Raw genomic sequence first — 25,103 nt, forward strand, 5'->3', positions numbered from 1 at the left:
CAGGGGACTTCGTACATGAGCGCGTATCCGATCGTTTCAAGCAAGTACCTGAATGAGGCGGGCAGCCGGGGTCTGTTCCGTCTCGGTCGCAAGACACGCGACGCGTCGGAGCTGCCGAAGGCGGGAGCGCACGAGGCGCTGGTCTACCGGGTCCAGGGTCGCCACGTGGTCGACAAAGGCCAGCTCGGTCGCGACTCCGACGTGGTCGTCGGGGCGTCACACGTCAGCGTGGTCGACGTCAGCGCCGGCGTTCCGGTCACCGTGTCGTTGACGATGCCGTCGGCCGAGGCCAGCAACTTCACCGTGCAGGTGACGTTCGCGTGCACGGTCATCGATCCCGCGCGGGTGGTCCGGGAGAACATCCGGGCGGACGCGGCGATTCTGGCCTACCTGCGACGCGACCAGAAGCTGGTGCATCTCGGGCTGCCGTACCGGATGACCGAGCTGAACGCGGTGCGTCGCGAGGTGCACGCCCGCATCCGCGCGTACGCGGAAGTCAAGCCGCCGGACGTGCAGGGCATGCAGGTCGTGCTCGACGGCGTGGAGGTGCTGACCCCGGACGAGCTGGCCAGCTTCCAGAAGGCCCGCTGGGAGGCCCGGCGCGATCACGTGCTGGAGACGGAGAAGCGGGGCTACTCCCACGAGCAGGAGAGCGTCCAGGAAGAGCATCAGCGGCGCATGGAGGCACGGAAGCGCCGCGATCGTCACGAGGCCGCCGGCGAGGACCAGGAAGCCGAGCAGGCGGCGACGCTCCGCGACAGTCGTCACAAGCGCATGCTGCGGGCCGAGGAGATGGAGTTCGCCCAGCGCGAGGTCGAGCAGGCCATGGCGGCGTTCGGCGACGACCCCCTCAAGGCGTTGATCTACGCCCAGCGGCAGGGCGAGATCAACATCAAGGAGCTCGCCGGCAAGATGTCCGCTGACCTGGAGCGGCAGGACGAGTACCGGCGTGAGCAGTTGGCGCTCGACCGGGCCGACGAGCGTCAGGAGGTCGAGTGGTCGCGCGAACGCGAGCGGGAGGACCGGGAGGACCGCAACCGTGCGCGTGAGGCGGCCCGCGAGGACAAGCGGCTGAAGCGTGAGGCGGAGCGCGAGGACCGTCGGCTGCGCAGGCAGGACGCCCAGGTCGAACGCGAGGCCGTCCGAGCGGAACTGGAGCGTCTGCGGCAGGAGGAGCGCGAGGACCGTCACAAGCAGATGGAGGTCAACGTCGAACTCGTTGGCGAGTTGGCCAAGCGTGGGCACCTCGACATGGTCGACATGCAGCCCGAGCGGCTGGTCGAGAAGATCTCCGGGCTCGAACCCAACAGCCTGGGTGGTGGGCGGCACCGGCAGCTGCCCGCCGAGGAGGAGCAGGCGGCGTTGGAGGGCCGGCCGAATGACGCCAAGGCATCCGGCGACGGCGGGCTCGAATCCGACGAACCCATCGACATCGACGTCGAGGTGAACGAAGAGGATGACTGAGACCACCGTCGACCGTCCGATCGCGGGCGGCGCAGGCAGCGACCCGCTGCGACCCGCGGATCCCGACGACAGCTTCGCCCGCTGGCCGCGTCGGCTGATCGGTGTCCGCGAAGAGCTTCTCGACACCGTTCCGGAGGAACGGCCGCGGTACACACGGCTCGGCCTCATCCTGGTGAACACCGGTCTGATGGCGGCGGTCTCGCTGTTCACGGCGCTGCAGCGGGTGGTCGACGTGCCGTGGATCGCCGTCGTCCCGATAGCGGTCTTCTGGGGCTTCCTCGTTCTGGTCGTCGACAGCTGGATGGTGTCCAGCACACACGGTGCCATCGGCGGCAACCGAATGTTGATCTTCGTTCCCCGTCTGGTGATGGCCGTGCTCCTGGGCACGGTCATCGCCGAGCCGCTCGTCCTGTGGATCTTCAATCCGGCGATCCGGACGAACGTCGAGCAGTTCCGCAACGACGACGTCAACGGCGAGGCCAGCCGCTGGCGCACGTGCAATCCCGAGACGGGATCCACGCAGGGCCGGCCGGAGTGCGAGGGGTACCACCTTCCCCTCAAGTCTCCGCAGGAGATCTCCGACAAGCTGGACCAGCTGACAGAGGAACGGAAGACCCAGAGCGCCACGATCGAAACGTTGAACACCCAGCTGGTCGAGAAGCAGAAGCTCGCACAGGACGAGTGCGCCGGCGTCAAGCGCGACAACACCTCCGGCAACCCGGGAAAGGGTTTCCGCTGCGACAGTGCCTGGAAGGTGGCGAACGACTTCGAAGCCCAGATCGACCTACCGGGCAAGCGCGCCGCGCTGGCCGCCCTCGACACCCAGATCAACACGTTGACCGGCGAGCTGGCGACCGCTCGGGGTGCCTATAACCGGCAGCTCGAAGAGGCGATCGCCGCGAAGCGGAACGACCGGGAGAGCTCGTACGGGCAGATCGACATCATCGACGAGGCGCGCGGCCTGGAGCGGCTCTCCGACCAGAGCGGCTTCGTCCTCGCTGCCAACTGGTTGGTGCGCATCCTGCTGATCGTCGTCGACAGCCTGCCCGTGCTCGCCAAGATGCTCGGCGGAACGACCAGCTACGACATTCAGGTCCACCGCCAGCTGCAGGCGCGCCGACTGGCCCGCGAGCGCAAGCTGGAGGTGGCCGAGCGCCGCGAGCAGGCGGCGACCGACAAGGCCATCAACGAGATCGACCGCGACCGGGACGAGGCCATCGACCAGATCAAGGATCGGCGGCGCACCGACGACGAACGGCGCGAGGAGCTGCTCGAGCAGGAGATCGACCGTCGCGCGGCGCGGTACTCCGAGGCCGAGGACTAGGACGGGTCGCGCGGATCCGCGACTGCGGCCAGGCCGGCCCGGTCGAGAATGACCACCGAACGGTAGCGGGTGTCGATCAGTTTCTGCTCGCGGAGCTTGCCGAGTTCGCGCTGGACGCTGCCCTCCGAGGCACCCACCAGATCGGCGATGTCCGCCTGCGGAAACCAGGCGGGCAGCCGGATCCCGCCGCCCGGGGTCGGCTCGCCGCACACCTGGGCGAGCTCGTCGATCACCGCCGCGAGGCGTTGGACGACCGTGCGGGTCGCATACTCCACCCGGCGCCGGTTGGCGAAGTGCAGTTGTTCCACCACGCGGGCGTTGATCAGTTCTCCGGCGACGCGATGACGCGCGATGAAGTCATGCAGGGTCACGTGAAGGATCAGTCGAGCTTCGACCGCGGTGCAGGTCGTGACCGTCGCCGACCGGGGCAGGCCGCTGATGGCGGCCATGTCGCCGATCAGGTCGCCCTCGCCACGCACACTGAGCAGCGCGGTGCCGGTGTCGGTTCCGGTCGTCACCTTGACATGTCCGCGCAGGATCAGAAACGCCTGCCGGCCGTTGGTTCCTTCGCTGATCAACTCGACGTTGCGCGCGAACCGCTTTGGGACGCCGAGCTCCAGAAACGCGCTACGGACAGGTGGTGGAAGTCGGCCGAGCAGCGTCGCCGGCCGCCACGCATTCCCGGCTTCCATCAGGTCACCGTCGTGCTCATGCGACGTACTCCGATCTGCATGTATCCGTCACTGTAACGACGTCGATCCGGCCCGGCAGCCGTTCGGCGAGACGGCCGTCGATCACATCCGGGAGACCAGATGGGACAGCCGTGTGCGCAACGCGTCGTCGCGGCGCAGCCGGGCGTACCACTCCTTCCGGCCGGTCCAGCCCAGCCCGACCCGGGACTCGAGGCGTTCGAACGGCGCCCGGTATGGCGGACTGTGCGTCGACAACCACAGCGGAGGCACCGTGCTGTCCGGTGTGTTCTTGTGGGTCACCACGAGGAGACCCGCAGCGCTGCGGCCGAAAGCGGCGGTGTCGGGACCGGCACCGCCGAGACGATGGCCGGACCCGGCGACGTGGTGGTCGGCGAACCAGCGGCAGAACCGCGTGACCGCATCCGGTACCTCACCCGGCAGGTCCGCATAGCCGACCGGAAGTGTGGAGATCGAGTTCACGAGCCTGATCGCGGCGATGTGGCCAATGCTGTCAGCGGCAAGGCGTTCGCGCGCCCGATCGGTCGCGGCCTGGATCAGACACGTGACGCGTACCGGCCGGAGCGGATGGATGATCCTCTGGACGGTGGTCAGGCGGTCGACCTCCGCCGCGATGCTCGCACCGCTGAGCCCGAGATCGGCGAGCAGAACCCAGTGCGACCGGGTCCGCAGCGCCCGGATCGCCCCGGCGTACTCCGGTGGTGGCCGCCCCGCCTCCACCATCCAGAGCGCGGAGGCAAGGTCGTGGCTGGACCGGAAGGGCAGGTTGTCGTCGAGGCGTCCGGGCAGGCAGTTGGCCCGGTAGAAGTCGTCGCGGAGGGTGTCGCGATCGAGTTCCAGGACGAGCACCTCGGTGGGTGACCGCACGGCCTGCTGCTCCTGGAAGGTTGCCCACAACGACCGCCAGGCCCGGTGCAGTTCCGGCCGGGACAGGTAGCGGGTGAGGGCGAACAGCCACCGGGCCGGTTCGCGCCACTCCTCCGGAAGGTCGGCGAGGGCCCGCCGGATCCGGGACGCCACCGTCACCGGCGACTCGCGGAACGGTGAACGCCGTTCGTCCGCGTCCAGCTCGTGCAGCCGGGAGGTCAGCCAGGCGCGCTCCCGGGGAGTCAGCCGTTGCTGCCGTGCCATGGCCGTCACCCACCCGCATCGCCGGCTCGACGCATCGACGCGAGCTGGCTGACGTTCCGGCGGACCAGCTCGTGGTCCGGGCCGTAGGCGCCGGTGCGGATCTCGATGGCCCGCTCCATGGCGGCACGCGCCTCGGCCAGCGAGCCTCGTGCCTGTTCGTTGAGCGCGATGCGTTCGAGGCTGAACGCCACCCGGGGATGGGTGGGTCCGAACACCGACGTGCGGATGACCAGGGCTTCGTCGAGTGCGGCGGCCGCATCGTCGAGCCGACCGACAGCGGTGAGGGTGGCGCCGAGGTTCGCCAGGCTGGTCGCGAGGAACGGATCGTCGGAGCCGAGCACGCTCCGACGGATCGCGATCGCCCGCCGATGCAGCTCCAACGCCTCCGCGTACCGGCCACGTTCGTGGTGGACGGTGCCGAGATCGTTGAGCGTGATGGCCACGGCCGGATGGTGGGGGCCGAAGGCCTCCTCACGAATCGCCAGGGCGCGCCGCTGAACCGTCGCGGCCTCGTCGAGCCGGCCCAGAGACCGCAGGGCCAACCCGAGGTGGTTCAGGCTGACCGCGACGTCGGGGTGGGAGCCGCCGTGCCGCTCCTCGCGCAGTGCTGCCGCACGGGCGAAGTGCTCACGGGCACCGTCGAAGTCCTGACGTCCCCACCGGTACACGCCCGCCCGGTGCAGGAGTTCCGCCGCGTCGTCGACGCTGTCGGGAGCCGTCGGAAGGACCGTCAGAAGCTCCGTCACGACCGCGAGCAGGTGCGCCAGCAGCCGCTCGCAGGTGGGCCAGATCGCGGCGTCGAAGTAGCTGTCGGACGGGAACGCCGCGATCAGCAGCCGACCAGCGGCCCGCGTTTGTGCGCCGCGGCGATCGGCGTCCATCCGCCGGCGGGTGACCGCCTGCACGAGCGAGTGCACCTGGAGGCCTGTGACGTCGCGCCGGACAAGGGAGTAGCTGGTGAGGACGCCCACGGTGTCCGCGTAGGTCAGGTCGTCGCCGACCGCCGCCGCGAGTGCGGGCGGGAGCGCCTCCGGGGCGACCCGCAGGAGATCGTGCGGGATGTCCGCCGGCGCGAACACCGCGCAGATCTCCAGCAACTCGAGCGCCGCCGTGGAGCGCTGCTCGACCTGCTCGACGGCCACCCGGAACGTAGCGTCCACGGTTGCTCCGTACAGCGATGGCGCACCCCGGTTCAGCATCAACTCGCCGTTGCGCCGGAGCAGGCCGAGGTACTCGTCGGCCGTGAGGCCGGTCTGTTCGAGGTACGACACCGCCTGGTCCAACGCGAGCGGCAGCGCACCCAGATCCTGTGCCAGGGCCAGCGCCTGCTCTGCGCCCATGGGGGTGCGGGCGGACAGCAGCTCGACCGCCTCGGCGTCGGAGAAGACACCCACCGGAACCCGTTCGGCGAGCGTCCCCCAGGCCGGGTACACGGAGGTGATCAGAACGGTGCCGCCACCGGCCGGCAGGTAGGGAACCAACGACGCGGGTCGGGTGGCGTTGTCGAAGACGACGAGCCAGTCGTCCCGCTCTCCGAGGTCGGCGAGGACGCCCGCCAGGTAGTGGTTGCGGTCGGGTAGCTCAGGCAGGCCGATCGCCCGGCCGAGGGCGGCCAGCTCGGCGGCGATCGTCTCCGGTTGCGCGGCCGGAATCCACCACCGGACGGGCGTCGTCCCGCAACGGTTCAGAAGCTCTATCGCGAGCTGGGTCTTGCCGACCCCATGGGTGCCGCACAGAACGGCGCGACCACCGCCGCGGGCCACCAGGCGCTCCAGATGGGCAAGCTGGTCGTGCCGACCGACGAAGAACCGGCCGTGTGCCGGGATGTTGGAGGCCCGGGTCGGTCGGGCGGACGGCTGCGGGGCGGTGAAGTAGTTGTGCTGGATGTTGCTGTTCCCGATCTGGGTGCCCTGCGGGTTCCGCAAGTCCATGGTTTCAGTATGACGGACAGGGAACGCAGAGCATTTGCGTCGATACAGCAGGTAACCGCACGTCCGGACAGGAACTGACCTGTATCGGTGCGAGGCTCGACGCATGATCCTGCTTCCACCGGAGTCCGTGCCCGGGGCCGGCGCCGTGCTCAACCCGTTCGTGATCGTCGATGACGCGGACGGGCTCGTCTCGTTCGTGACGGAGGTGTTCGGCGTCGCCGAGAGCGTTGAGGCGCGCACACCCACGCCCGACGGCAAGCTCGTTCACGCGCAGGTCCGGCTGGGCACCGTCGACCTGATGCTGGCCGACCGCCTCGACGGATGGCCGGCGCGCCCCGGCCTGCTGCAGGTGTGGGTCCACGACGTGGCCACGGTCCTGGAGCGCGCGAACGCGCGTGGCGCCGCCACGGTGACCGAACCCACCCCGTTCTACGGCGAGACCACCCTCGGCCGGATGCTCGACCGGTGGCAGAACCTCTGGTGGCTGTGGGCACCGGCGCCCGGCCAGCCCGACCCCACCCCGAACTGGGACGACGACGGCTCCGACACCGTGTTCGGCACCCTCGACCGGGCGCTGCGGTCGTTGGCGACGTGACCCGGCGGCTACGGGTACAGGTCCTCGACCGGCGCGAGGTTCACCAGGTCCCCGACGGAGTCGGCGAGCCGCTTGTCGAGCGTCACGAAGCTGTCCGCCTGCAACTGCGTGACCGCGACGTACTCCGCGTCGTAGGTGTCCGCCCAGCCGCGCTCGGCGGCGATGCGCCAGGCGACGCTCTGGCTCACGCGGTCGCCGAGCAGCCGGATGCGGAGCGCCCGCAGGTAGTTGAGCTGACGGTCGGCGTCCTTGCGGGTCAGGTCGCCCCGTTGCGCCGACCGGTACAGCAGCGACAGCACCTGTGAGCGGAGCAGGGTGGGCGCGACCAGCTTGTGGCCCTCGGCGATCCGGGCGTCCTCGCCGGCCAGGCGCAGCGCCACGTCCGGTCCGATCACATATCTCATGGTCCCGCCCCGCCCTCCCGCTCCGCCCGGCGGCGGAGCTTCCACACCGTCCACCGTAGACAGATCGCGGTCAGGTCGCCGGCTGCGGGGACGGGCGCAGGATCGCCGGGTGGAGGGTTCCGGTGCGACCGCGCCGGTACAGCAGCGCCGGCCGTCCCGTCGGTGGGGTGCGCCGGTCACCGGTCGGCACGAGGAAACCGTCGACACCGGAGACCTTCCGGTGGAAGTTGCGGCGGTCGAGCCGCACCCCCCCACACCGCCTCGTAGATCGCCCGGAGCTCGCCGATCGTGAACGGCTCCGGGCAGAACGCGGCGGCCAGCGGTGAGTACTCCAGCTTCGACCGGGCCCGCTCCACCGCGTCGGCGAGGATCGTGTTGTGGTCGAAGGCCAGCCGGCCGACGCGGTCGACCGCCACCCAGCGGGCGCTCGACGCGTCGCTGCCGGCCGTCGGCACCGGCAGGTCCGGCGCGATCGCCAGGTACGCGACCGACGCCACCCGACCCCGGGGGTCACGGCCACAGGACGCATAGGTCCGGACCTGCTCCAGGTGCAGACCTCCGGCGGGCAGGCCGGTCTCCTCGCGCAGTTCCCGGGTGGCGGCGTCCTCGAGCTCCTCGCCGTGGTGCACGAAACCACCCGGCAGCGCCCGCCGGTGCCGGAACGGGCCGCTGCCGCGGTCGACCAGCAGCACCGTGAAGATGCCGTCACGAACGGTCAGGATGACGAGGTCGACCGCGAGACCCGCCCGCGTTCGCCGCGTGGAGCGGGAGCCCAGCCGTCCAACGGCGGCGGCGACACCGGCGGTCACGCCGGCTCCACCAGGCTCAGCAGCGGCAGCAGCCGGTTGGCCACCAGCGCCGCGTTGTCGGCCGCGAACTGGTGCCGATCGGCGCTCCCGGCGGCGTCGGAGCAGCCGGAGATGCCGCGGATGGCGAGCCAACCACGCAGGGCCGCGTCGTGGTCGATCCGTTCGTAGAACGCCGGACCCACACCGCCCGCCCCGGTCTCGACCGCGACGGTCCCCTCTTCGAGCCGCCGGATCTGGTCGACAAGGTCCGGGTCCGCGTCAAGGACCGCGGGGTGACCGGAGGCGACCGGGCCGCGGAAGACGCGCACCACCTCGCCGTCGGGGGCCGCCACGAGTCCCCGGTAGTGGCGGAAGAACTCGTCCACCTGGACCCGCACCGGCGCCGCCATCGGCCGGGTCCGGCCGCACCAACGCGGGCCGTCGGCCGTCCCGCGGCGGGCGTCGTAGTAGACGATCTCGTCGGCGATCACGACGTCACCGACCTCGACGTCGGGATGGACCCCACCGGCGGTCCCGACGAGGAGCACCAGCGGCACCTCGAACGTCCTCTGTAGACGGTCGAACGCGACGTCGGCCGCGCGCGGACCCCGGCCGGGTGCCTGCGTCGCGACGACGCGCACGTCGCGGCCTTCGGCGGCGACGGTCGCGTGGAACGTCTGCCAGCCGCCGGCCTGCCGTTCGGTCCGGAACGCGACGTGGTTCTGCAGCGTGTCGACCACGGCCGTGAGCTCCTCGGGGAGCACGGTGAGGATTCCGACGTCGGTGACGTAGCGGGTAACGGCCCCGCCGCCCTCGAAGGCGACGACTCCGGCGCTGATGTCCGGCTCAGGTGCCATCGCTGGGTGTCCCCTCCGGAGTGGCCGCCCCACCGGCCGCCAGGGCGAAGCGCCAGGGCAAAGAGCCCGGGCGGGCGGCGAATATGTGTCATCCTGACGAAAACAACGGTAGCCCCCGGCAGCCGTTTACGTCAATATGACAACAAGACCGGTGTCACCTGGCCCTGGTCACCGACGTCGCGGTCACGGTGCCGTCGGCGTTCTGGCCCTGCACGGTCACCGTCGATCCGACCGCGAGGTCGGCCAGCCTGCCGGGCACCAGGACGACCGTGTCGCCGGTGGTCCGCACGGTGATGGTCTGCCCGTCGGGTGTCTCGATGTAGACCGTGGTGCCGTCGACCAGCTTCACCGTCCCCGTGATGCCCCCACGACCACCCCCGCCCGGCGCGCCGCTCGCCCGGCCGGCGCCGCCGCCGGGGAACTGCGCGGCACCGGTCGGCGCGGCGGCGGACGCCGCTTCCGGGGTCCCGTAACGCTTCTGCACCTGCGTGCCCCCGATGAACCCGGCGACCGCGATGACGAGCGCGAGCAACGCGTAGGTCGCGCGGTTCGCGAGACGCTTCGGCGCGGCGGCGGCCAGACGCTCGTCGAGGTCGTCCTCGACGGGCTCCTCGAAGGGATCACTCATATCGCAATGCCTCGATCGGTCGAAGGGACGCCGCCCGGCTGGCCGGGTAGCTGCCGAAGAACAACCCGATGGCGACGGACACGCCGAGCGCCAGCGCCACCGAGCTCGGCACGACCACCGGCTCGATGCCGGCGATCGTGAACTGCGCACCGACGACCGCGACGAGCACACCCGACAACCCGCCGATGAGGCTCAGAACCGTTGCCTCCACGAGGAACTGGGTCAGCACCGCGCGCTTCGGCGCACCCAGCGCCTTACGGATGCCGATCTCGCGGGTCCGCTCGGTGACGGTCACCATCATGATGTTCGTGATTCCAATGCCGCCGACGAGAAGGCTGATGCCGGCCACCGCGCCGAGCAGCACCGTGAACGTGTTTGCCGTGTCGGTGCGGGTCGCCAGCAACTGGGACTGGTTGAGGATGCGGAAGGACGAGCCGATCCGGGCGGTGAGGATCGTCGATACCTCCGCCTGCGCCGCGCCGACGTCGTCGGGACCGGTCGCCTGCACCAGCAACTGGTTGATGGACCCGTAACCGGTGAGCGACTCCTGCACCGCGCCCACCGGCGCGATCGCGACGTCGTTGGGATCGTTGAACCCCGAGCCGCCCTTCTCGGCGAGCACCCCGATCACCGTGAACAGCTTGCCGGTCACCGTGATCTGACGGCCCAACGGGTCGACCCGGCCGAACAGTTCGGTGGCCACGGTGCTGCCGAGAAGCACGACCTTGCGGGTATCGTCGGCGGCGAACACCGCCCCGCGCGCCACGGTGTAGTTCGACGCGGACACGTATCCGGGGTAGGTGCCGACGAACTGCGGGACGGTGTGGTCGGTGCCGTCGTATGTGGCCGTCTGCGACCCGGTCACCACTGGCGCGACGGCCTTCACGTGTGGCGCCAACGTCCGGTCCGACAGTGCCGGCACGAGGTCCATCGTCAGCGCGGTGCTCGTCGTCGCGGCGCCGCCGCCCCGCTGCGAGCCACCCGTGACCGTCAGCGTGTTCGTACCCAGTTGCTCGATGGACTCCTGGACCTGCCTGGCGGAACCGTTTCCAACAGCCACCAGCAGGATCACCGCCGCGACCCCGATGAGGATGCCGAGCACGGTCAGGCCCGAACGCAGCTTGTTGGCCGTGATCCCGCGCAGCGCGAACCGGACCGTCTCGACGAGCGTCACCGGGTCCTCACGTCCTCGACGATCCGGCCGTCGACCAACCGGACGAGCCGGCGGGCGTGCTGCGCGACCTCGGGTTCGTGGGTGATCAGCACGATCGTGCGGCCCGACCGGTTCAGCCGGTCGAGCACACCCAGAACGTCCATTGTGGACCCGGTGTCGAGGTTGCCGGTGGGCTCGTCGGCCAGCACCAGCGCCGGCGCGGTCACCAGCGCCCGGGCCACGGCGACGCGTTGCTGCTGGCCGCCGGAGAGCTGGTTCGGCTCGTGGCCGGCCCGTTCGGTCAGCCCGACCAGCGCCAGCGCGGCCCGCGCCCGTCGCCGGCGCTCGGCGGCCCGCACCCCGGCGTACGCGAGCGGAAGCTCTACATTGGACAGTGCGGTCATGCGCGGGATCAGGTTGAACGACTGGAACACGAAACCGATGCGCCGGTTGCGCACCAGGGCCAGCTGCCGGTCGGTCAGCCGGCTCACGTCGACGCCGTCGAGGAGGTAGGTCCCCGACGACGGGACGTCGAGGCAGCCCAGGATGTTCATGAGCGTCGACTTGCCGGAACCCGACGAGCCCATGATGGCGACGTAGTCGCCGCGACCCACGCTCAACGAGAGGCCACGCAACGCGTGCACGGCGGTCTCGCCGCTGCCGTAGGTCTTCCGCACGTCGCCGACGTCGAGAACGGTGCGGCCCATCAGTTGCCGCCCCGCCCGCCGCCCGGGCCGGCGCCGCCGCCCGGGAACCCGCCGCCCTGCAAGCCGCCGCCCGGCAGGAGGCCGCCGGGACCCTGGTTGGTGCCGGTTCCACCGGACTGCATCGTCACCACGACCCGGTCGCCCACCGCGAGCCCCGACCGCACCTCGGCGAACTGGTTGCCCTCCACACCGATCTCCACCGTGCGGGTCTCGACGGCACCGTCGACCATCACGTCGACCGTCCGTTGGTTTCCGGTTCCGCGCAGGGCGAGCGTCGGCACCCGGACCGCGCCGGCCGCCTCCGCGACGGTCACCTGGACCGTCGTGCTCTGCCCCAGCCGCACCCCGGCGGGCGGCGACGCGATCGACACCACGACCGCGTACGAGTTCACGTTGTTCTGCGTCGTGGCGGTCGGCGCGACGGTCGCCACGGTGCCGGTGGCGCGGGTGCCGCTCAACGCGCTCCACGTGATCGTGGCCGCCTGCCCCACCGTCAGCTTCGTCGCGTCGGCCTCGGCGAAGTTCGCCGACACCTGCAGGGTCGCGAGGTCGGCGATGGCCACGAACCCGGTACCGGCAGCACTGTCGGAACCGCTGCCGGAACCGCTGCCGGAACCGCTGCCGGAACCGCTGTCCGAGCCGCTGTCCGAGCCGCTGCCGGAGCCGGTGGTGGCGTTCGAGGCGGACCCGATCGCGCCGTTCACCGCGGTCACCGTGCCCGCGATCGGCGCCGTGAGCACCGTGCCCTCGACGGCGGCCTCGGCGCCCGCCACCTCGGCGTCGGCGCTGCTGACCGTCGCCGACGCCGCGGCCACCGACGCCGCGTCGCCACCGGCGGCGCGGACCCGCGTGAGGTTCGCGCCCGCCGCGGTGCGGTTCGCCTTCGCGGTGTCGAGTTGCGCCTGCGCCAACGTGGCGTCGACCTTCGCCAGCTTCTGACCCTTCGACACCACGTCGCCGACCTTCACGAGGATCTCGGTGACCGTGCCGTCGGTGACGAAGGTGGCCGCCGCGGTCGACGCGCTCCGCACGTTCCCGCTCGCCGACACCGACGCGGTCACGTCGCCCCGGGTCACCGCCACCACCCGCTGCTGCGAACCCACGGTGTCCGCCTCGGCGGTCGCCGGCCCGCGCACCGTCCGCACGGCCCACAGGACGCCACCCACCGCCACCACGGCCAGGGCCACGTTGACGAGCACGGTCGGCCGCCGCCACACACGCATGACGAGGATCGTCGCGGTCGAGCCTCGGAAGAGTGCTTACGCCTCCTCAGAGAAAGCTCGGAACAGGACGCGGAACCGCGCGCCCGCGCCGGGCGCCGTCCAGAGCTCGATCCGCCCGTGGTGCGCCTGCACGATCGCGGCCACGATCGCGAGCCCCAGCCCGGCACCGCCGTGCTGCCGCGAACGGCTGGGATCGGCCCGGTACAACCGTTCGAACACGCGCTCCGCGTCGGCAGCGGCCATGCCCGGCCCGGCGTCGCACACCTCGACCGCCGCCACCGGCGTGCCGTCGGGCAGCGCGTCACCGATCGCGGTGGTCGGTGGTCGCTCTCCGCCGGGGGCCATGGGACGCCCGACGCGCACCACGACGCGGACGTCGTCTCCGGTGTGCTGGAGCGCGTTGCCCACCAGGTTCGCCACCACCTGGCGGATGCGCGCCTCGTCGCCGGGAACCGTCACCGGTTCGAACGTGTCCTGCCGGTCGTCGAGCGCGGCCAGGCGCACGAACCGGTCCGGGACCCGCACGTGCGCGTCGCGCACCGCCTCGGCGGCCACGGCGAGCAGGTCGACGCGGCCGTCGGCGATCGGCCGTTCCTCGTCGAGGCGGGCCAGCGTGAACAGATCGTCGACCAGCAACCGCATCCGGCCGACCTCGTTCTCGATCGTCCCCATCGCCTCGTCGAGGGCCGGACCGGGCGGCGCGCCCCCGCGCCGGTACAGCTCGGCGAAGCCCTGGATCGACGTGAGCGGCGTGCGCAGCTCGTGCGCCGCATCGGCGAGGAACTGCCGCAGCCGCCGCTCCGAGTCGGCCCGGGCACCGGCGGCCTCCTCGATGCGCGTCAGCATCGTGTTGAGCGCCAACCCCAACCGGCCCGACTCGGTGTGCGGATCGGCGTCGGCGACGCGCTGCGACAGGTCGCCACCGGCGATGCGGGCCGCGGTCTCCTCCATGCGCGTCAACGGCCGCAGCCCGACCCGGACGACCGTCGCCGACGCCAGCGCCAGGAACACCAGCGCCAGCATCGCCACGACGAGGTTGATGACGACGAGCCTGTCCTGGGTCCTCTGCAGTTCGGTGAGCGACAACGCGTTGACGATGTACCCGCCGTCGAACGTCCGGTCGACGCGTACCCGCCACGTGCCGCTGGCACCGTCCACATAGTACGGACGGCCGCTGGCGGCCCGCCGCGCCAGTTCGGGCAGGTCGCCCGGGTCGGGTTCGAGCGTCTCCGGTACCGGGCCCAGCAGCGTTCCGGTGCTGTCGTAGCGGTAGACGCGGAAGTCGGGCACGTAGTTCGGCGGCCGGTTGTTCTCGGCCACCGAGCGCGGGCCGGGCCGCGACGGGCGCTCCAGCAGTTCGTCGATGCGCTGCACCGAGTACGACCGCAGCAGGACGATGCCCGCCACGTCGACGGCGATCAGCGCGACCGCCGCCAGCAGCGCCACCGACACGACGATCCGCGACCGGACCGTCCACTCGCGCCACGGGCGCAGCCACGGTCGCTGCCACGGCCGCAACCTCAACGGCCGCAACCTCACCCGCCGGCCTCGCGTGGTGCCCGCAACGCATAGCCGACGCCCCGGATCGTGTGGATCAGCGGCGGCTCGACGGTGTCTATCTTGCGCCGCAGGTAGTAGACGTACGACTCGACGATGCGGCCGTCGCCGCCGAAGTCGTAGTTCCACACGCGGTCGAGGATCTGCGCCTTGCTCACCACCTTGCCGGCGTTGGTGAGCAGGTACCGCAGCAGGTTGAACTCGGTGGGCGACAGGTCGATCCGGCGGCCGCCGCGGCGCACCTCGTGCGCGTCCTCGTCGAGTTCCAGGTCGGCGTAGCGCAATACCGCGCTGTCGGCCGGCTGTGCCTCGCCGCGGCTGCGCCGCAGGATCGCCCGGATGCGCAGCACCACCTCCTCGAGGCTGAACGGCTTGGCCACGTAGTCGTCGGCGCCGACCGTCAGCCCCGAGATGCGGTCCTCGACCGAGTCGCGCGCGGTGAGGAACAGCACCGGCACCGGCTGGCCCGACGCGCGCAACCCCTGCGCCACCGCGAACCCGTCGAGGTCGGGCATCATCACGTCGAGCACCACCAGGTCGGGTGCGAACTCGACGGCCGCGGACAGCGCCTCCCGTCCCCCGCTCGCCACCCGTACCTCGAACCCCGTCAGGCGCAGGGTCGCCGACAGCAACGCGCGGATGCTCGCCTCGTCGTCGACGACGAGCACCCGTGCCGGCTTGTCGTTCGCCTGCATACCGTCCATGAGATCACCCGCCGCTGACCAGTACCTCGTCACCCTCGTTCACGCCCGAGCGGACCTCCGTCGAGACGTCACCCCGCAGTCCCACCTCGACCGCCCGCCGCTCGGCCCGCCCGCCGACCATGACGGTCACCGCGCCGTTGACCACCGCCGTCGTCGGCACGAACAGCACCCCGTCGACCGCCTCCGTGGTCACCACGACGTTCGCGCTCTGCCCGTACAGCAGCGACCCCGGAGCCGCGTCGAACGCGATTACCGCCGCGTACCGCACCAGCCGGTTCGAGACGGTTCCGGCCGGGTCGATCCGGGTCACCGTGCCGGTGAGCCCGGCCCCATCGGCATCGGAGTCGCGGTCGGGCAGGGTGATCGTCGCGGTCTGGCCGGTCGCGAGGGAGGCCACCTCCGCCTCGGTGAACTGCGCCTGGACCGCCACGTCGGCCGTCCCCGCGAGCACCACGACCCCCGACCGGGCCTGGCTGCCGACGGCGCCGTCGACCGACAGCACCCGCCCCGCGACCGGCGCCGTGATGACCGTTCCGGCGAGCCTGGCCTGCGCCTGTTTCAGCGCGAGCTTCGCGTTGTTCAGGCGAAGCTGTGCCGAGTACACCGCATCGGTGCTCTGCGAACGACCGGTGCCGGCGCTGGCGCTGCGACCGGGCGTGGCGCCCGACGACTGCGCCTCGGCGTCGTCGAGGTCCTCCTCGGCCGAGTCGACGGCCGCGCGGGCGGTGTCGACGGCGCTCTGCGCCGCCGTGGCGTCGATCCTCGCCAGCACCGCGCCCGCCGGCACGGTGTCACCCGCGCGCACGGTCACCTCGGTGAGCGTCCCCGCCGCGGCGAAGCCGAGCGTGCGCGACTCCAGGGCCACGACCGTGCCGGCGGCCGAGACCGTGGCGGTCACGGTCCCCCGGCGCACCGTCGCGGTGCCGGTTCCGGCCGCCGTGCGTCCGTCCGGACGCGTCAGCGCGACGACCGCGACCGACGCGACCACGACGACCACGGCACCGCACGCCCACCACAGCCTCCTCCGCATGGACGCCGAGTCTCGCGGCCCGGCCTCACCATTGGGTCAGGCCAACCTGGGAGCCACCTCAAAGCGCCGGTTCCGAGTGAACGTCGAGCTTCGTACGATCTGGCGTCGAGGTCGCGCCGCTTGGATGAGCCGGTGCGACTGTCGATACGTTGGAGCGCGATCGTGGCCGGTGTCGCGGCCGCCACCGTCCTGGCCGCCTGCGGAGGCGACGACGGTGGCGGCGGCGCCTCCCCAGGTTCCACCGACTACGCCTCGTGCCTGCGGGCGAACGGGGTCACCCTGCCGTCCGGCCGGCCCGGCGGCCTCCCGAGCGGTGCCCTCCCGAGCGGCCGCCCGAGCGGACGCCCCACCGGCGGTTTCGACGGCACACCCCCGTCCGGTCGGCCAGGTGGCGGCCCATCTGGCCGGCCGGGCGGCGGCAACGGCTTCGGCGGCCCCGGCTCCTTCGGCAGCGAGGCCCCGGATGGCGTCGATCAGGCAACGTGGGAGAAGGCGCAGAAGGCCTGCCAGGGCCTGCGCCCGTCGGGCGCACCGGCCCGCTCCGACAACGGAGCGCTGACCGCGTACCGCACCTGTCTGAGCGACCGCGGCATCACCGTGAACGGCGGTCTCGACAACCTCGACGCGAACGACCCGAAAGTGGCGGCGGCCATGGCGGCCTGCGCGGCGCTGCGCCCGTCGGGCCGGTCCCCCAGCCCGTCGGGTTAGCCCTGGCGCGTCCTCATAAGACGCGACAGGACGGACGGTGCGACCTGGATTACGATCGGCCACCATGCCCCGGGAGAAACAACGGACACCTGAGCTGCGCGACCGGGTACTGCACGCCGCCGTCGCCATGCTGGCCGACGAAGGGCTCGCCGGCTTCACCACCCGCAAGGTGGCGCACGGGGCGTCCACCTCGATTCCGGCCGTCTACGAGCTGTTCGGCGACAAGGCCGGGCTCGTCCGGGAGATCCTCTTCGAGGGGTTCCGGCGGCTGCACGCCCAGCTCAGCCGGATCGAGGCGACCGACGACCCGCGGGCCGACCTCGACCGGCTGATCGACGGGTTCCGGGCGTACGTACGGGCCAACCCGGTGCTCGCCCACGTGATGTTCGGGCGCCCGTTCGCCGACTTCGACCCCGGCGAGCAGGACGCGGCGGCACAGGCGTCACTGAACTCCCAGTTCGTCCGGTGTGTGGCCCGGTGCGTCGACGCCGGGGTGATCGCGGGCGACCCGCTCGACATCGCCCACATCCTGCTGGCGTTCGCGCAGGGGCTGCTGGCCCAGGAGACGGCGGGATGGCTCGGCAGCACCGAGGAGTCGCGCGACCGGCGGTGGACGATCGCGTTCGACGCGCTGCTCGCGGGGCTGCGGCCGGCGTCATCCGAGATCAGGCCGGCCTCGGCCGGGCTGAGGCCGGCGTCGTCCGAGATCGGGCCGGCACCGGCCCGCCTCAGCTGAACCGGGGCGCCCGCTTCTCCGCGAACGCCGTCGCGGCCTCCAGGTGGTCGGCCGTGTCGCGGCAGCGGATCTGCGCGATCGCCTCCGCGTCCAGGTAGTCGGGCAGACCCTGGGTGACCGCCCGGTTCAGGTTGGCCTTCATGTAGCCGTACGCGGCGCTCGGACCGGCGGCCAGTTCCCGCGCCACCTTCATCGCACCGGCCTCCAGGTCGGACGCCGGGAACACGCCCGTGAGCAGGCCCAGCCTCAGCGCCTCGGCCGCGTCGAGCCGCGGCGAGAGGTAGAACAGCTCGCGCGCCCGGGCCGTGCCGACGATCTGGGTGAGCAGCCACGAACCGCCGAAGTCGCCGGGCAGGCCCACCCGGGCGAACGCCGTGGTGAGCACCGCGGTGTCGACGGCGTACCGCAGGTCGCAGGCCAACGCGAACGACAGGCCGGCACCGGCGGCCGGGCCGGGCAGCAGCGCCACGGTCGGCTTGGCCATCTCGTAGAGCGCCAGCGTGACCCGGCGATGGGCGTACTGCTGCTCGCGGACGCGGTCCTCGAACGTCCCGCCGAGCCCTTCGCCGTCGGCGAACGCCTTCACGTCACCGCCGCCGCAGAACGCACCACCGGCACCGGTGAGCACCACGCACCGCACCTCGGGATCGGCGGCGACCGCCGGGATCACCTCGCTCATCGCGGTGAGCATCGCCACGCTGAGCGCGTTGCGGCGCTCGGGCCGGGACATCGTGAGGACCGCGACCCGGTCTTCGACGCGGGCGGTGAAGTCGGCGGTTCCGGTGTCGATTTCGCGCATGCGGTTCACCTTAGGCGGCGCTACCGCAGACGACGACGCTGCTCGACCATGCGCCGGTAGACGTAGCTGCGGATCGCACGACGGTCGACCTCGGTCGGCTCATACGTGACGATCACGTCGAAATGCTCCGTCTCGAACACGTACCGCACGTCGAGGACCTGGCCGGCCATCCTCACCACGCCGTCGGAGAGGGTGATCGCCATCTCGACCTGATGACTGCGACGGTAGTCGCACTCCAGGAACCGGGCCCGCAGGCTCACCTCACCGATGTCCATCACGTAGCCGTTCACGGGTGCCGCCGGCTCGTCGGTGCGCTGGACGCGGATCTTCTCCCCGCCCCCACCGCGCACGAAACCCCGCCGGGTGTTGCGCTGGACGCCACCGATCAGCTGCACGCCCCAGTACCGCGGCCGGTCGCTGGCCTTCTCGGTGAGGCGGGCTGGTGCGGCGACCCGCTCGTTGTGCTGCAGCCACGCGAGCTCCAACGCGTCACCCTCGCGCGCCGAGAGCGTTCCACGCGGTCCCATCGGGGCCGCGATCTGCAGGACGCCGTCGGCGACGTCCTCGATCCGGGACGGGTACGTCACGCCGTTGGGCAGCAGGACGTCGACCCGCGTGTTGATGGCCGGCAGGTTCACGGTGGGACATTCGGCCGCCCGGCCGGCGACCTTAGACGCTGTTCCGGCCGAAGCTTCGACCCAACCGGCGGACAGTCTCCTCCAGCTTCGGCACGTTACGGGCCGCGTCACGCCGCATCAGACGGAAGCTCGCCGGCCCCGAGATGAGACCGCGGACGGCCTGCAACGCGCGCACCGAGCCCGGCACGTACACCTGCCGGCTCCGGTGCTCGATCGCGTGGACGAACGCCCGGGCGCACTCCTCGACCGGGACGACCGTGCCCAGCGGCCCGCGTCCCCGCATCCGCTTCAGGTTGTCGTCGAACGACGTCAGGTCGTCCCGGACGTCGCGGACCAGGTCGGTGTCGATCCAGGTCATGTACGCCACGCCGACGCCCACCCGCCTGTGGGCCACTTCGAGCCGCAGCGTGTCGCCGAACCGCTCGACCCCCGCCTTCGAGGCGTTGTACGCGGCCATCCCCGGCATGGCCGAGAACGCGGCCGCCGACGACACCAGCAGGCAGTAGCCGCGGGTCTCGATCAGGTGCGGCAGCGCCGCGCCGACGGTGCGGACGGTACCGACGAGGTTCACCTCGATCGTGCGGGCCACGTCGGCGGGCGGGTTGATCGCGACCGTGCCGCGGTCGGCGATCCCGGCGTTGGCCACCACCGCGTCGATGCGCCCGAACCGCTCGACCGTGCCGTCGATCGCGGCGTCGACGGCGGCCTGGTCGGTGACGTCGCACTCGAACCACGCGTGCCGGTCCGCGCCCAGACCCTTGTCGCACAGTTCCTTGGTGAGCGCGGCGAGCAGCGTCGGCTCCAGTCCCACGAGCGACAGGCGGGCACCGGTGTCCGCGAGGCGCCGGGCCGTCGCCGCGCCGATGCCGCGCGCCGCACCGGTGATGACCACCGTGCGGTTCTTCAGGGGACTCATATCAAGGCCTCGTATTCGCTCGGGCGGAACCGGGACAGCCGGCGCCGGAAGCCCAGCGTGGTACCGGGCCACAGCGTGGAGTTGCGACCCGTCGCGTCGAGGTACCAGCTGTTGCAGCCGCCTGCCGTCCAGACCGTACCGGCCATCATGCGGTCGACCTCGTCGAGCCACGCCTGCTGCGCCGACGGGAGCGGCTCGATCGCGTGCGCGCCGGTGCGCGTCATGTGCGCGAGCGCCTTCGACAGGTACCCGAGCTGCGCTTCGATCATGATGACGACCGAGTTGTGGCCCAGCCCCGTGTTCGGCCCGAGGACGAGGAACAGGTTGGGGAATCCGCTCACCGTGGTGCCGAGATGGGCCCGCGGACTGCCCTGCCACACCTCGGCGAGGCTGCGCCCGTCGCGTCCCACGATCTTCTCCGCGATCGGCATGTCGGTCACGTGGAAGCCGGTCCCGAGAATGATCGTGTCGACGGCACGGACCGAACCGTCGGCCGCGACCACCGACTCCGGCCGGATCTCCTGGATCCCTTCCGTCACCACGGAAACGTTGGCGCGGCCGAGCGAGCGGAGGTAGTCGTCGCTGAGGATGATGCGCTTGCAGCCCACCGCGTAGTCCGGGGTGAGCTTCGCGCGCAGTTCCGGATCGCGTACCTGGCTCGCGAGGAAGCGCCGGGCCACCTTCTCGGCGAACCGGCCGCGCTTGGCGACGCGGAAGTTGTAGTAGAACGTCTCGCGCATCGCGTAGATGCCGGTGCGGGTGGCGCGTTGCAGGCCGGGGACGGCGCGGTACAGCGACCGCGCGCGCTCACCCAGCGGGTGGTCGCGGCGCGGCAGCACCCACGGCGCGGTTCGCTGGTACAGGTCGAGGTGCTCCACCCGCGCAACGATCTCCGGCACGAACTGCGCCGCCGACGCTCCGGTGCCGATCACCGCGACCCGCCGGCCCTCCAGCGGGTGGTCGTGCCGCCAGCGGGCGGAGTGGAAAACGGTGCCGGCGAACGACTCCAGGCCGGGCAGCTTCGGAACGGCCGGCTCGCACAGCGGTCCGGTCGCGCTCACGAGCACGTCGGCGGTCAACGGGCCCTTGCTGGTGGTCAGGTCCCACCGGCGGTCGTCCTCGTTCCACGCGGCGGCGGTGACGTCGACGCCGTACCGCGGCTCGATCCCCGCGTCGTCGGCGACCCGGCGCAGGTACGCCCAGATCTCCTCCTGCGGCGAGTACGCGCGCGACCAGTTGGGGTTGAGCGCGAACGAGTACGAGTACAGGTGCGAGGGGACGTCGCACGCGCAGCCCGGATACGAGTTGTCGCGCCAGGTTCCGCCCAGGTCGTCGGCGCGTTCCAGCACGGCCACGTCGCGCACGCCGTCTCGCCGGAGACGGATGGCCGCGCCGAGGCCACCGAACCCGGCACCGATAATCGCTACCCGAAGATGCTCGGCCACGCGACGACGGTACCATCGGGTACCACCAGATGGGGAGGGCGGACATGACGCAGGTGCTCCAACCACCGCGACTGCGGCTGACCGCCGCGCTCGCCGCGGCGGCCGCGGAGAAGGGGTACGCCGCGACGACGATCGCCGACATCGTCCGCCACGCCCGCGTGTCGAAGCGGACGTTCTACGAGCACTTCACCGACAAGGAAGCCTGCCTCCTGGCCGGCTACGAGCAGATCTCCTCACGCCTCATGGACGTGCTGCGCGAGACGACGGTACCGACGGACCTGCCGTGGCAGGACCAGGTGCGCGTGGTCACGGCCGCGTACCTGGGCGCCCTGGAGGACCTACCGGCGGTCAACCGCGCGCTGCTGCTGGAGGTGCAGGCGGCCGGCGCCGAGGCGTACCGCCTGCGGGCACGCACCCAGCGCCGGTTCGCCGATCTGCTCTGCGAGCTGGTGGCCGCCAGCGGTCACACGTTGTCGCCGGTGCTCTCGCTCGCGATCGTCGGTGGCATCAACGAGCTGACGCTGCACGCGGCCGAGTCGCGTCCGTTCACCGACCTCATCGACCCGGTGACCGACCTGGTGGTGGCCGTGATCTCGATCAGCCCGTCACCCTGACCGACAGTTCGAAGCCGTTCTCGCCGACCGGCCGGCTGATCCAGGTGTCGCCCTCGACCTCCAGGTTCTGCTCCCTGGCCCAGGCGAGCAGGCCGTCCGTCGCCCGCGGGTCGCCGTCGACGGTGGTGACGGCGTAACGGCCGGCAGGCAGCATGCCGGCCGTCACGTCCTCGTCGGAGGCCGGGATCGCGGAGCCTCGCGGCACCGGAACCCCGGCCTCCACCTCGAGTTCGTCGCGGACGTGGTACCGGAAGAACGGCGTACCCGCGGGGTCGACGCCCCGGACCTCCAGCCACTCGAAGACCGGCGGAAGCAGCTCGCCGAGCTTCGACGCGGCGTCCGGGCCGAACCGGGAGACACTGCGGTACGGCTGCTCGTCCCGTTCCTCGATCCTCATCCCGCCAATCTACGGGTAGGAGTTCCAGTACTGGATCTGCGTGGTCGCGTTCGCGGGTCCACCGACGTCGTTGATGACGCGGTTGATGGTCCCCACCCCGCCGAGCGACACGATCACCATGTTGGTGAACCGCACGCCGGGCCGGTTGGGCACCTCGAACGCGCGCTCTCCCACCACCGACGGGTCGCCGAAGAACACGCAGTAGCTGCCGAGCCCGTACGCCTCGTGGGTCGTCACCGAGTCGGCCACCTTGTAGGCGGCGTAGCCGCGGGTCGACCCGTTCATCCAGGCGCCCTGGTTGGGCGGGTCGTACGGCATCTCGTTCTGGTAGAAGTACGTCCGGCCGCCGTTGCCGTTCCAGATGGTCTGGTACTTCTGGTAGTGCTCGACGAACAGGCCGTACATCGTCACGTTGTCGCCGTTGACGATCAGGCCGGTATCGGCGGTGTTCACCGTCCACCCGACGCCGTCGCCGTGGTCGGCCCGCCAGAGCCACATGTGGTCGCCGATCACGTGGTCGCTGTTCACGACCAGCGTGGTGGTGGCCTTCGCGACGCCCGGCCCGCCGATGCGGAAGAACACGTCGTGCAGCGAGATCGGGTTGGCCGCGTTGTTCGCGCCCGACCCGGCCGGCCCGACCTCCATGAGCACCGGCGAGTTCACCGGTCCGGCGTCGAACATGATGCCGGCCACCTTCACACCGGCCACGTCGGCGACGGTCATGGCCACGATCCCGTTGTCGGGAACGAACGTGGCGAGACCGAGGCCGAGCACCACGGTGTCGGGCCGGGCGACCCGGATGGTGTCGCTGATGTGGTGGGTTCCGGGGGTCACCAACAGGTTCTTGTTCGCCGCCAGCGCGGCGTTGATCTGCGCCGCCGTGGTGCCCTGGCGCACGATGAAGAAGTCGCTCAGTGAGATCGACGACCCCGCCGGTGTCTTCCCGAACCACGTGGTGCCGCTGGAGTTCGCCCGCAGCGCCGGCACGAACACCCGGTACTCACCGCTGCCGGTGACGTACAGGAACGGCTTCTCCCGCACCGTCGGGGTGTTGGCGATGACCGTGTGCGAGGGGTTCGGGAAGTGCGGTGGCGGTGCGCCGGCGACGCCCTGGAACACCATGTTCCACACCGATCCGGTCCAGCCGCCGAACTCGCTGTTGCGCGAGTACCACTGCTGCTGCGAGCCGCTCACGACCAGTCCGTCGATCTTCGTGTCGGCCATGAAGCCCCCGCTCGACCAGCCGTCGCCGCCGTTCCACAACTGGATCTGGTTGCCGGCACCGCGCAGGTGCATCCGCCGGTACGGCGCCGCCTGCGACACCGCCCACCGCTCGACCTGCACGCCCGCCGGCAGCGTCACCGACAGGTTCTCGGCCGACCGCCAGAAGTTCTGGGTGGCGTTGCCGCCCATCCAGAACGCCTCGGCCCGCACGTGCCCGTTGAGGTTCACGTCGTCGGGCGACATGCCGAGGCCGGCCACCTGGGTGAAGAACCCGAGGTTCACGTCGGCCGTGTACGTGCCGGGCTTGAACAGGACGGCGTACCGCTGCGGCCCGAACTGGTTGGTCTCCTGCTGCGTGAACAACGTGTTGAGCCGGTTCTGGATGGTGCTTGTCGGCGTCGAGGGGTCGAACACATTGACGTTCGGTCCGAAGTTCGGGTTGAACGGGTCGGTCGGCTCGACGGGATCCGTGGGCCCGCTCCCGGTCACGTTGACGGCGAACTCCCAGAGCGAGTAGCCGTACGCGGTCGCCCGCGCGGTGCCGTTCACCCGGACGTACCGGCCGGTGCCCGTGACCGTGATCGCCTGCGTGCCACCGGTTCCGGTGGTCGTCGAGTGGACCGTGGTCCAGCTGGTTCCGTTCGCCGAGACCTGGATCTGGAACGCTGTCGCGTACGCGGCCTCCCACTGCACCGTCACGCGGCAGACGGACTGCGACGATCCCAGGTCGACCTGGATCCACTGTGGATCGGAGAACGCGCTCGACCACCGCGTCCCGGTGTTCCCGTCGACGGCCGCGGCGGCACCGGTCGCGGCGCTCTCGGCGCTCGACGCGGTCGCCGGTCGGTTGAGCGCGGCGTTCGTGGTGCCGCACGACGTGCTGGAGCCGAACGTGCCGAAGACCTGGAACTCCCAGAGCGAGTAGCCGTACGCGGTGGCGCGGGCGGTGCCGTTGACGCGCACGTACCGGCCGGAGCCGGTGACGGCGAGCGTCTGGGTGCCGCCGGTGCCGGTGGTCGTCGAGTGGACGGTGGTCCAGGTCGATCCGTTGGGCGAGGTCTGCACCTGGAAGGACCGCGCGTACGCGGCCTCCCACTGGAGGACCACCTGGGTGACGGTCGCGGTGGCGCCGAGGTCCACCTGGATCCACTGTGGATCGCTGAACGCGCTGGACCAGCGCGTGGCGGCGTTGCCGTCGACGGCGGCACCGGCACCCATGGCGGTGCTCTCGGCCGACGACGCGGTGGCCGGACGGCCCTGTGAGATCAGCGGATCGGCGGCCCGGGCGGGGGCGGCGAGAACCGCGGAGAGGAACGGTACGAGCAGCAGCAGCGCGGCGAGCTGGCCGCGCCGGACACGGTATTCAGCTGTCATGGTCCTGCCTGTCGGAGGAGCCGGCGGGGTCAGGAGAGCGCTCTCC

24 protein-coding genes and 1 pseudogene are annotated in these 25,103 nt (G+C 71.3%); 6 read left to right on the forward strand and 19 right to left on the reverse strand.

Annotation, left to right across the window (positions count from 1 at the left end; translation table 11 throughout):
• The first annotated feature begins 15 nt into the window (after positions 1-15).
• Both Voc01_RS24940 and Voc01_RS24945 read left to right on the forward strand, forming a co-directional pair.
• Positions 16-1,464, forward strand: a complete 1,449-nt coding sequence (locus Voc01_RS24940; protein WP_203929954.1) for a hypothetical protein — start codon at positions 16-18, stop codon at positions 1,462-1,464.
• Positions 1,457-2,788 (forward strand): DUF4407 domain-containing protein, encoded by a 1,332-nt coding sequence (locus tag Voc01_RS24945; RefSeq protein WP_203929955.1) that lies wholly within the window; start codon positions 1,457-1,459, stop codon positions 2,786-2,788. The genes Voc01_RS24940 and Voc01_RS24945 overlap by 8 nt, the downstream gene beginning before the upstream one ends.
• Here the strand turns inward: Voc01_RS24945 and Voc01_RS24950 are convergent.
• From Voc01_RS24950 to fxsT, 3 genes are all read right to left on the reverse strand, one after another.
• A complete protein-coding gene (locus Voc01_RS24950) occupies positions 2,785-3,480 on the reverse strand; it encodes a Crp/Fnr family transcriptional regulator (protein WP_203929956.1) in 696 nt (231 codons plus the stop codon). The genes Voc01_RS24945 and Voc01_RS24950 overlap by 4 nt on opposite strands.
• A gap of 102 nt (positions 3,481-3,582) precedes the next feature.
• Positions 3,583-4,629, reverse strand: a complete 1,047-nt coding sequence (locus tag Voc01_RS24955; protein ID WP_203929957.1) for a phosphoribosyltransferase-like protein — start codon at positions 4,627-4,629, stop codon at positions 3,583-3,585.
• Between the two features lie 5 nt (positions 4,630-4,634).
• Positions 4,635-6,560: an FxSxx-COOH system tetratricopeptide repeat protein gene (gene fxsT / locus Voc01_RS24960; RefSeq protein WP_203929958.1), complete on the reverse strand. Its 1,926-nt coding sequence runs from the start codon at positions 6,558-6,560 to the stop codon at positions 4,635-4,637.
• Positions 6,561-6,663: 103 nt separating this feature from the next.
• On the opposite strand from fxsT, the gene Voc01_RS24965 reads away from it, so the two are divergent.
• Complete coding sequence (locus Voc01_RS24965) at positions 6,664-7,155, forward strand: VOC family protein (RefSeq protein WP_203929959.1); 492 nt, start codon at positions 6,664-6,666, stop codon at positions 7,153-7,155.
• 8 nt (positions 7,156-7,163) lie between these two features.
• On the opposite strand, the gene Voc01_RS24970 is transcribed toward Voc01_RS24965, so the two are convergent.
• From Voc01_RS24970 to Voc01_RS25015, 10 genes and pseudogenes are all read right to left on the reverse strand, one after another.
• Positions 7,164-7,550 (reverse strand): type II toxin-antitoxin system VapC family toxin, encoded by a 387-nt coding sequence (locus tag Voc01_RS24970; protein ID WP_203929960.1) that lies wholly within the window; start codon positions 7,548-7,550, stop codon positions 7,164-7,166.
• 79 nt (positions 7,551-7,629) lie between these two features.
• Positions 7,630-8,335 (reverse strand): annotated as a pseudogene (locus Voc01_RS24975) (NUDIX hydrolase).
• A 29-nt stretch (positions 8,336-8,364) separates the two neighbouring features.
• Complete coding sequence (locus Voc01_RS24980; protein WP_203929961.1) at positions 8,365-9,204, reverse strand: 5'-methylthioadenosine/S-adenosylhomocysteine nucleosidase family protein; 840 nt, start codon at positions 9,202-9,204, stop codon at positions 8,365-8,367.
• Positions 9,205-9,358: 154 nt separating this feature from the next.
• On the reverse strand, positions 9,359-9,832 hold the full coding sequence (locus tag Voc01_RS24985) for a DUF5666 domain-containing protein (RefSeq protein ID WP_203929962.1): 474 nt from the start codon (positions 9,830-9,832) through the stop codon (positions 9,359-9,361).
• A complete protein-coding gene (locus tag Voc01_RS24990; RefSeq protein ID WP_203929963.1) occupies positions 9,825-11,006 on the reverse strand; it encodes an ABC transporter permease in 1,182 nt (393 codons plus the stop codon). Before Voc01_RS24990 ends, Voc01_RS24985 begins: the two co-directional genes overlap by 8 nt.
• Positions 11,003-11,692: an ABC transporter ATP-binding protein gene (locus tag Voc01_RS24995; RefSeq protein ID WP_203929964.1), complete on the reverse strand. Its 690-nt coding sequence runs from the start codon at positions 11,690-11,692 to the stop codon at positions 11,003-11,005. Before Voc01_RS24995 ends, Voc01_RS24990 begins: the two co-directional genes overlap by 4 nt.
• On the reverse strand, positions 11,692-12,915 hold the full coding sequence (locus tag Voc01_RS25000; protein WP_239160469.1) for an efflux RND transporter periplasmic adaptor subunit: 1,224 nt from the start codon (positions 12,913-12,915) through the stop codon (positions 11,692-11,694). The genes Voc01_RS24995 and Voc01_RS25000 overlap by 1 nt, the downstream gene beginning before the upstream one ends.
• Before the next feature lie 36 nt (positions 12,916-12,951).
• Positions 12,952-14,439: a sensor histidine kinase gene (locus Voc01_RS25005; protein ID WP_239160470.1), complete on the reverse strand. Its 1,488-nt coding sequence runs from the start codon at positions 14,437-14,439 to the stop codon at positions 12,952-12,954.
• A gap of 11 nt (positions 14,440-14,450) precedes the next feature.
• Positions 14,451-15,167, reverse strand: a complete 717-nt coding sequence (locus Voc01_RS25010; protein ID WP_203930024.1) for a response regulator transcription factor — start codon at positions 15,165-15,167, stop codon at positions 14,451-14,453.
• 13 nt (positions 15,168-15,180) lie between these two features.
• A complete protein-coding gene (locus Voc01_RS25015; protein WP_203929965.1) occupies positions 15,181-16,206 on the reverse strand; it encodes an efflux RND transporter periplasmic adaptor subunit in 1,026 nt (341 codons plus the stop codon).
• A gap of 132 nt (positions 16,207-16,338) precedes the next feature.
• On the opposite strand from Voc01_RS25015, the gene Voc01_RS25020 reads away from it, so the two are divergent.
• Positions 16,339-16,914, forward strand: a complete 576-nt coding sequence (locus tag Voc01_RS25020; protein ID WP_239160471.1) for a hypothetical protein — start codon at positions 16,339-16,341, stop codon at positions 16,912-16,914.
• 64 nt (positions 16,915-16,978) lie between these two features.
• Positions 16,979-17,650: a TetR/AcrR family transcriptional regulator gene (locus Voc01_RS25025; protein ID WP_203929966.1), complete on the forward strand. Its 672-nt coding sequence runs from the start codon at positions 16,979-16,981 to the stop codon at positions 17,648-17,650.
• Here Voc01_RS25025 and Voc01_RS25030 read toward each other — a convergent pair.
• The 4 genes from Voc01_RS25030 to Voc01_RS25045 are packed head-to-tail and all read right to left on the reverse strand — an operon-like array spanning position 17,643 to position 21,448.
• A complete protein-coding gene (locus Voc01_RS25030; protein ID WP_203929967.1) occupies positions 17,643-18,449 on the reverse strand; it encodes an enoyl-CoA hydratase-related protein in 807 nt (268 codons plus the stop codon). The two genes, Voc01_RS25025 and Voc01_RS25030, sit on opposite strands and share 8 nt — an antisense overlap.
• 20 nt (positions 18,450-18,469) lie before the next feature.
• A complete protein-coding gene (locus Voc01_RS25035) occupies positions 18,470-19,087 on the reverse strand; it encodes a PilZ domain-containing protein (RefSeq protein ID WP_203929968.1) in 618 nt (205 codons plus the stop codon).
• A gap of 31 nt (positions 19,088-19,118) precedes the next feature.
• Positions 19,119-20,003, reverse strand: a complete 885-nt coding sequence (locus tag Voc01_RS25040) for an SDR family oxidoreductase (protein WP_203929969.1) — start codon at positions 20,001-20,003, stop codon at positions 19,119-19,121.
• Entirely contained in the window at positions 20,000-21,448 is a 1,449-nt protein-coding gene (locus Voc01_RS25045) for a flavin-containing monooxygenase (protein ID WP_203929970.1), read from the reverse strand. The genes Voc01_RS25040 and Voc01_RS25045 overlap by 4 nt, the downstream gene beginning before the upstream one ends.
• Positions 21,449-21,492: 44 nt before the next feature.
• Here Voc01_RS25045 and Voc01_RS25050 point away from each other — a divergent pair, with 44 nt between their 5' ends.
• Positions 21,493-22,062, forward strand: a complete 570-nt coding sequence (locus Voc01_RS25050; RefSeq protein WP_203929971.1) for a TetR/AcrR family transcriptional regulator — start codon at positions 21,493-21,495, stop codon at positions 22,060-22,062.
• Here the strand turns inward: Voc01_RS25050 and Voc01_RS25055 are convergent.
• Both Voc01_RS25055 and Voc01_RS25060 read right to left on the reverse strand, forming a co-directional pair.
• Positions 22,046-22,459, reverse strand: a complete 414-nt coding sequence (locus Voc01_RS25055; protein ID WP_203929972.1) for a GyrI-like domain-containing protein — start codon at positions 22,457-22,459, stop codon at positions 22,046-22,048. The two genes, Voc01_RS25050 and Voc01_RS25055, sit on opposite strands and share 17 nt — an antisense overlap.
• 9 nt (positions 22,460-22,468) lie before the next feature.
• Complete coding sequence (locus Voc01_RS25060; RefSeq protein WP_203929973.1) at positions 22,469-25,057, reverse strand: discoidin domain-containing protein; 2,589 nt, start codon at positions 25,055-25,057, stop codon at positions 22,469-22,471.
• Between the last annotated feature and the right edge of the window lie 46 nt (positions 25,058-25,103).

It is taken from the genome of Virgisporangium ochraceum (assembly GCF_016863655.1).
Classification (GTDB): domain Bacteria; phylum Actinomycetota; class Actinomycetes; order Mycobacteriales; family Micromonosporaceae; genus Virgisporangium; species Virgisporangium ochraceum.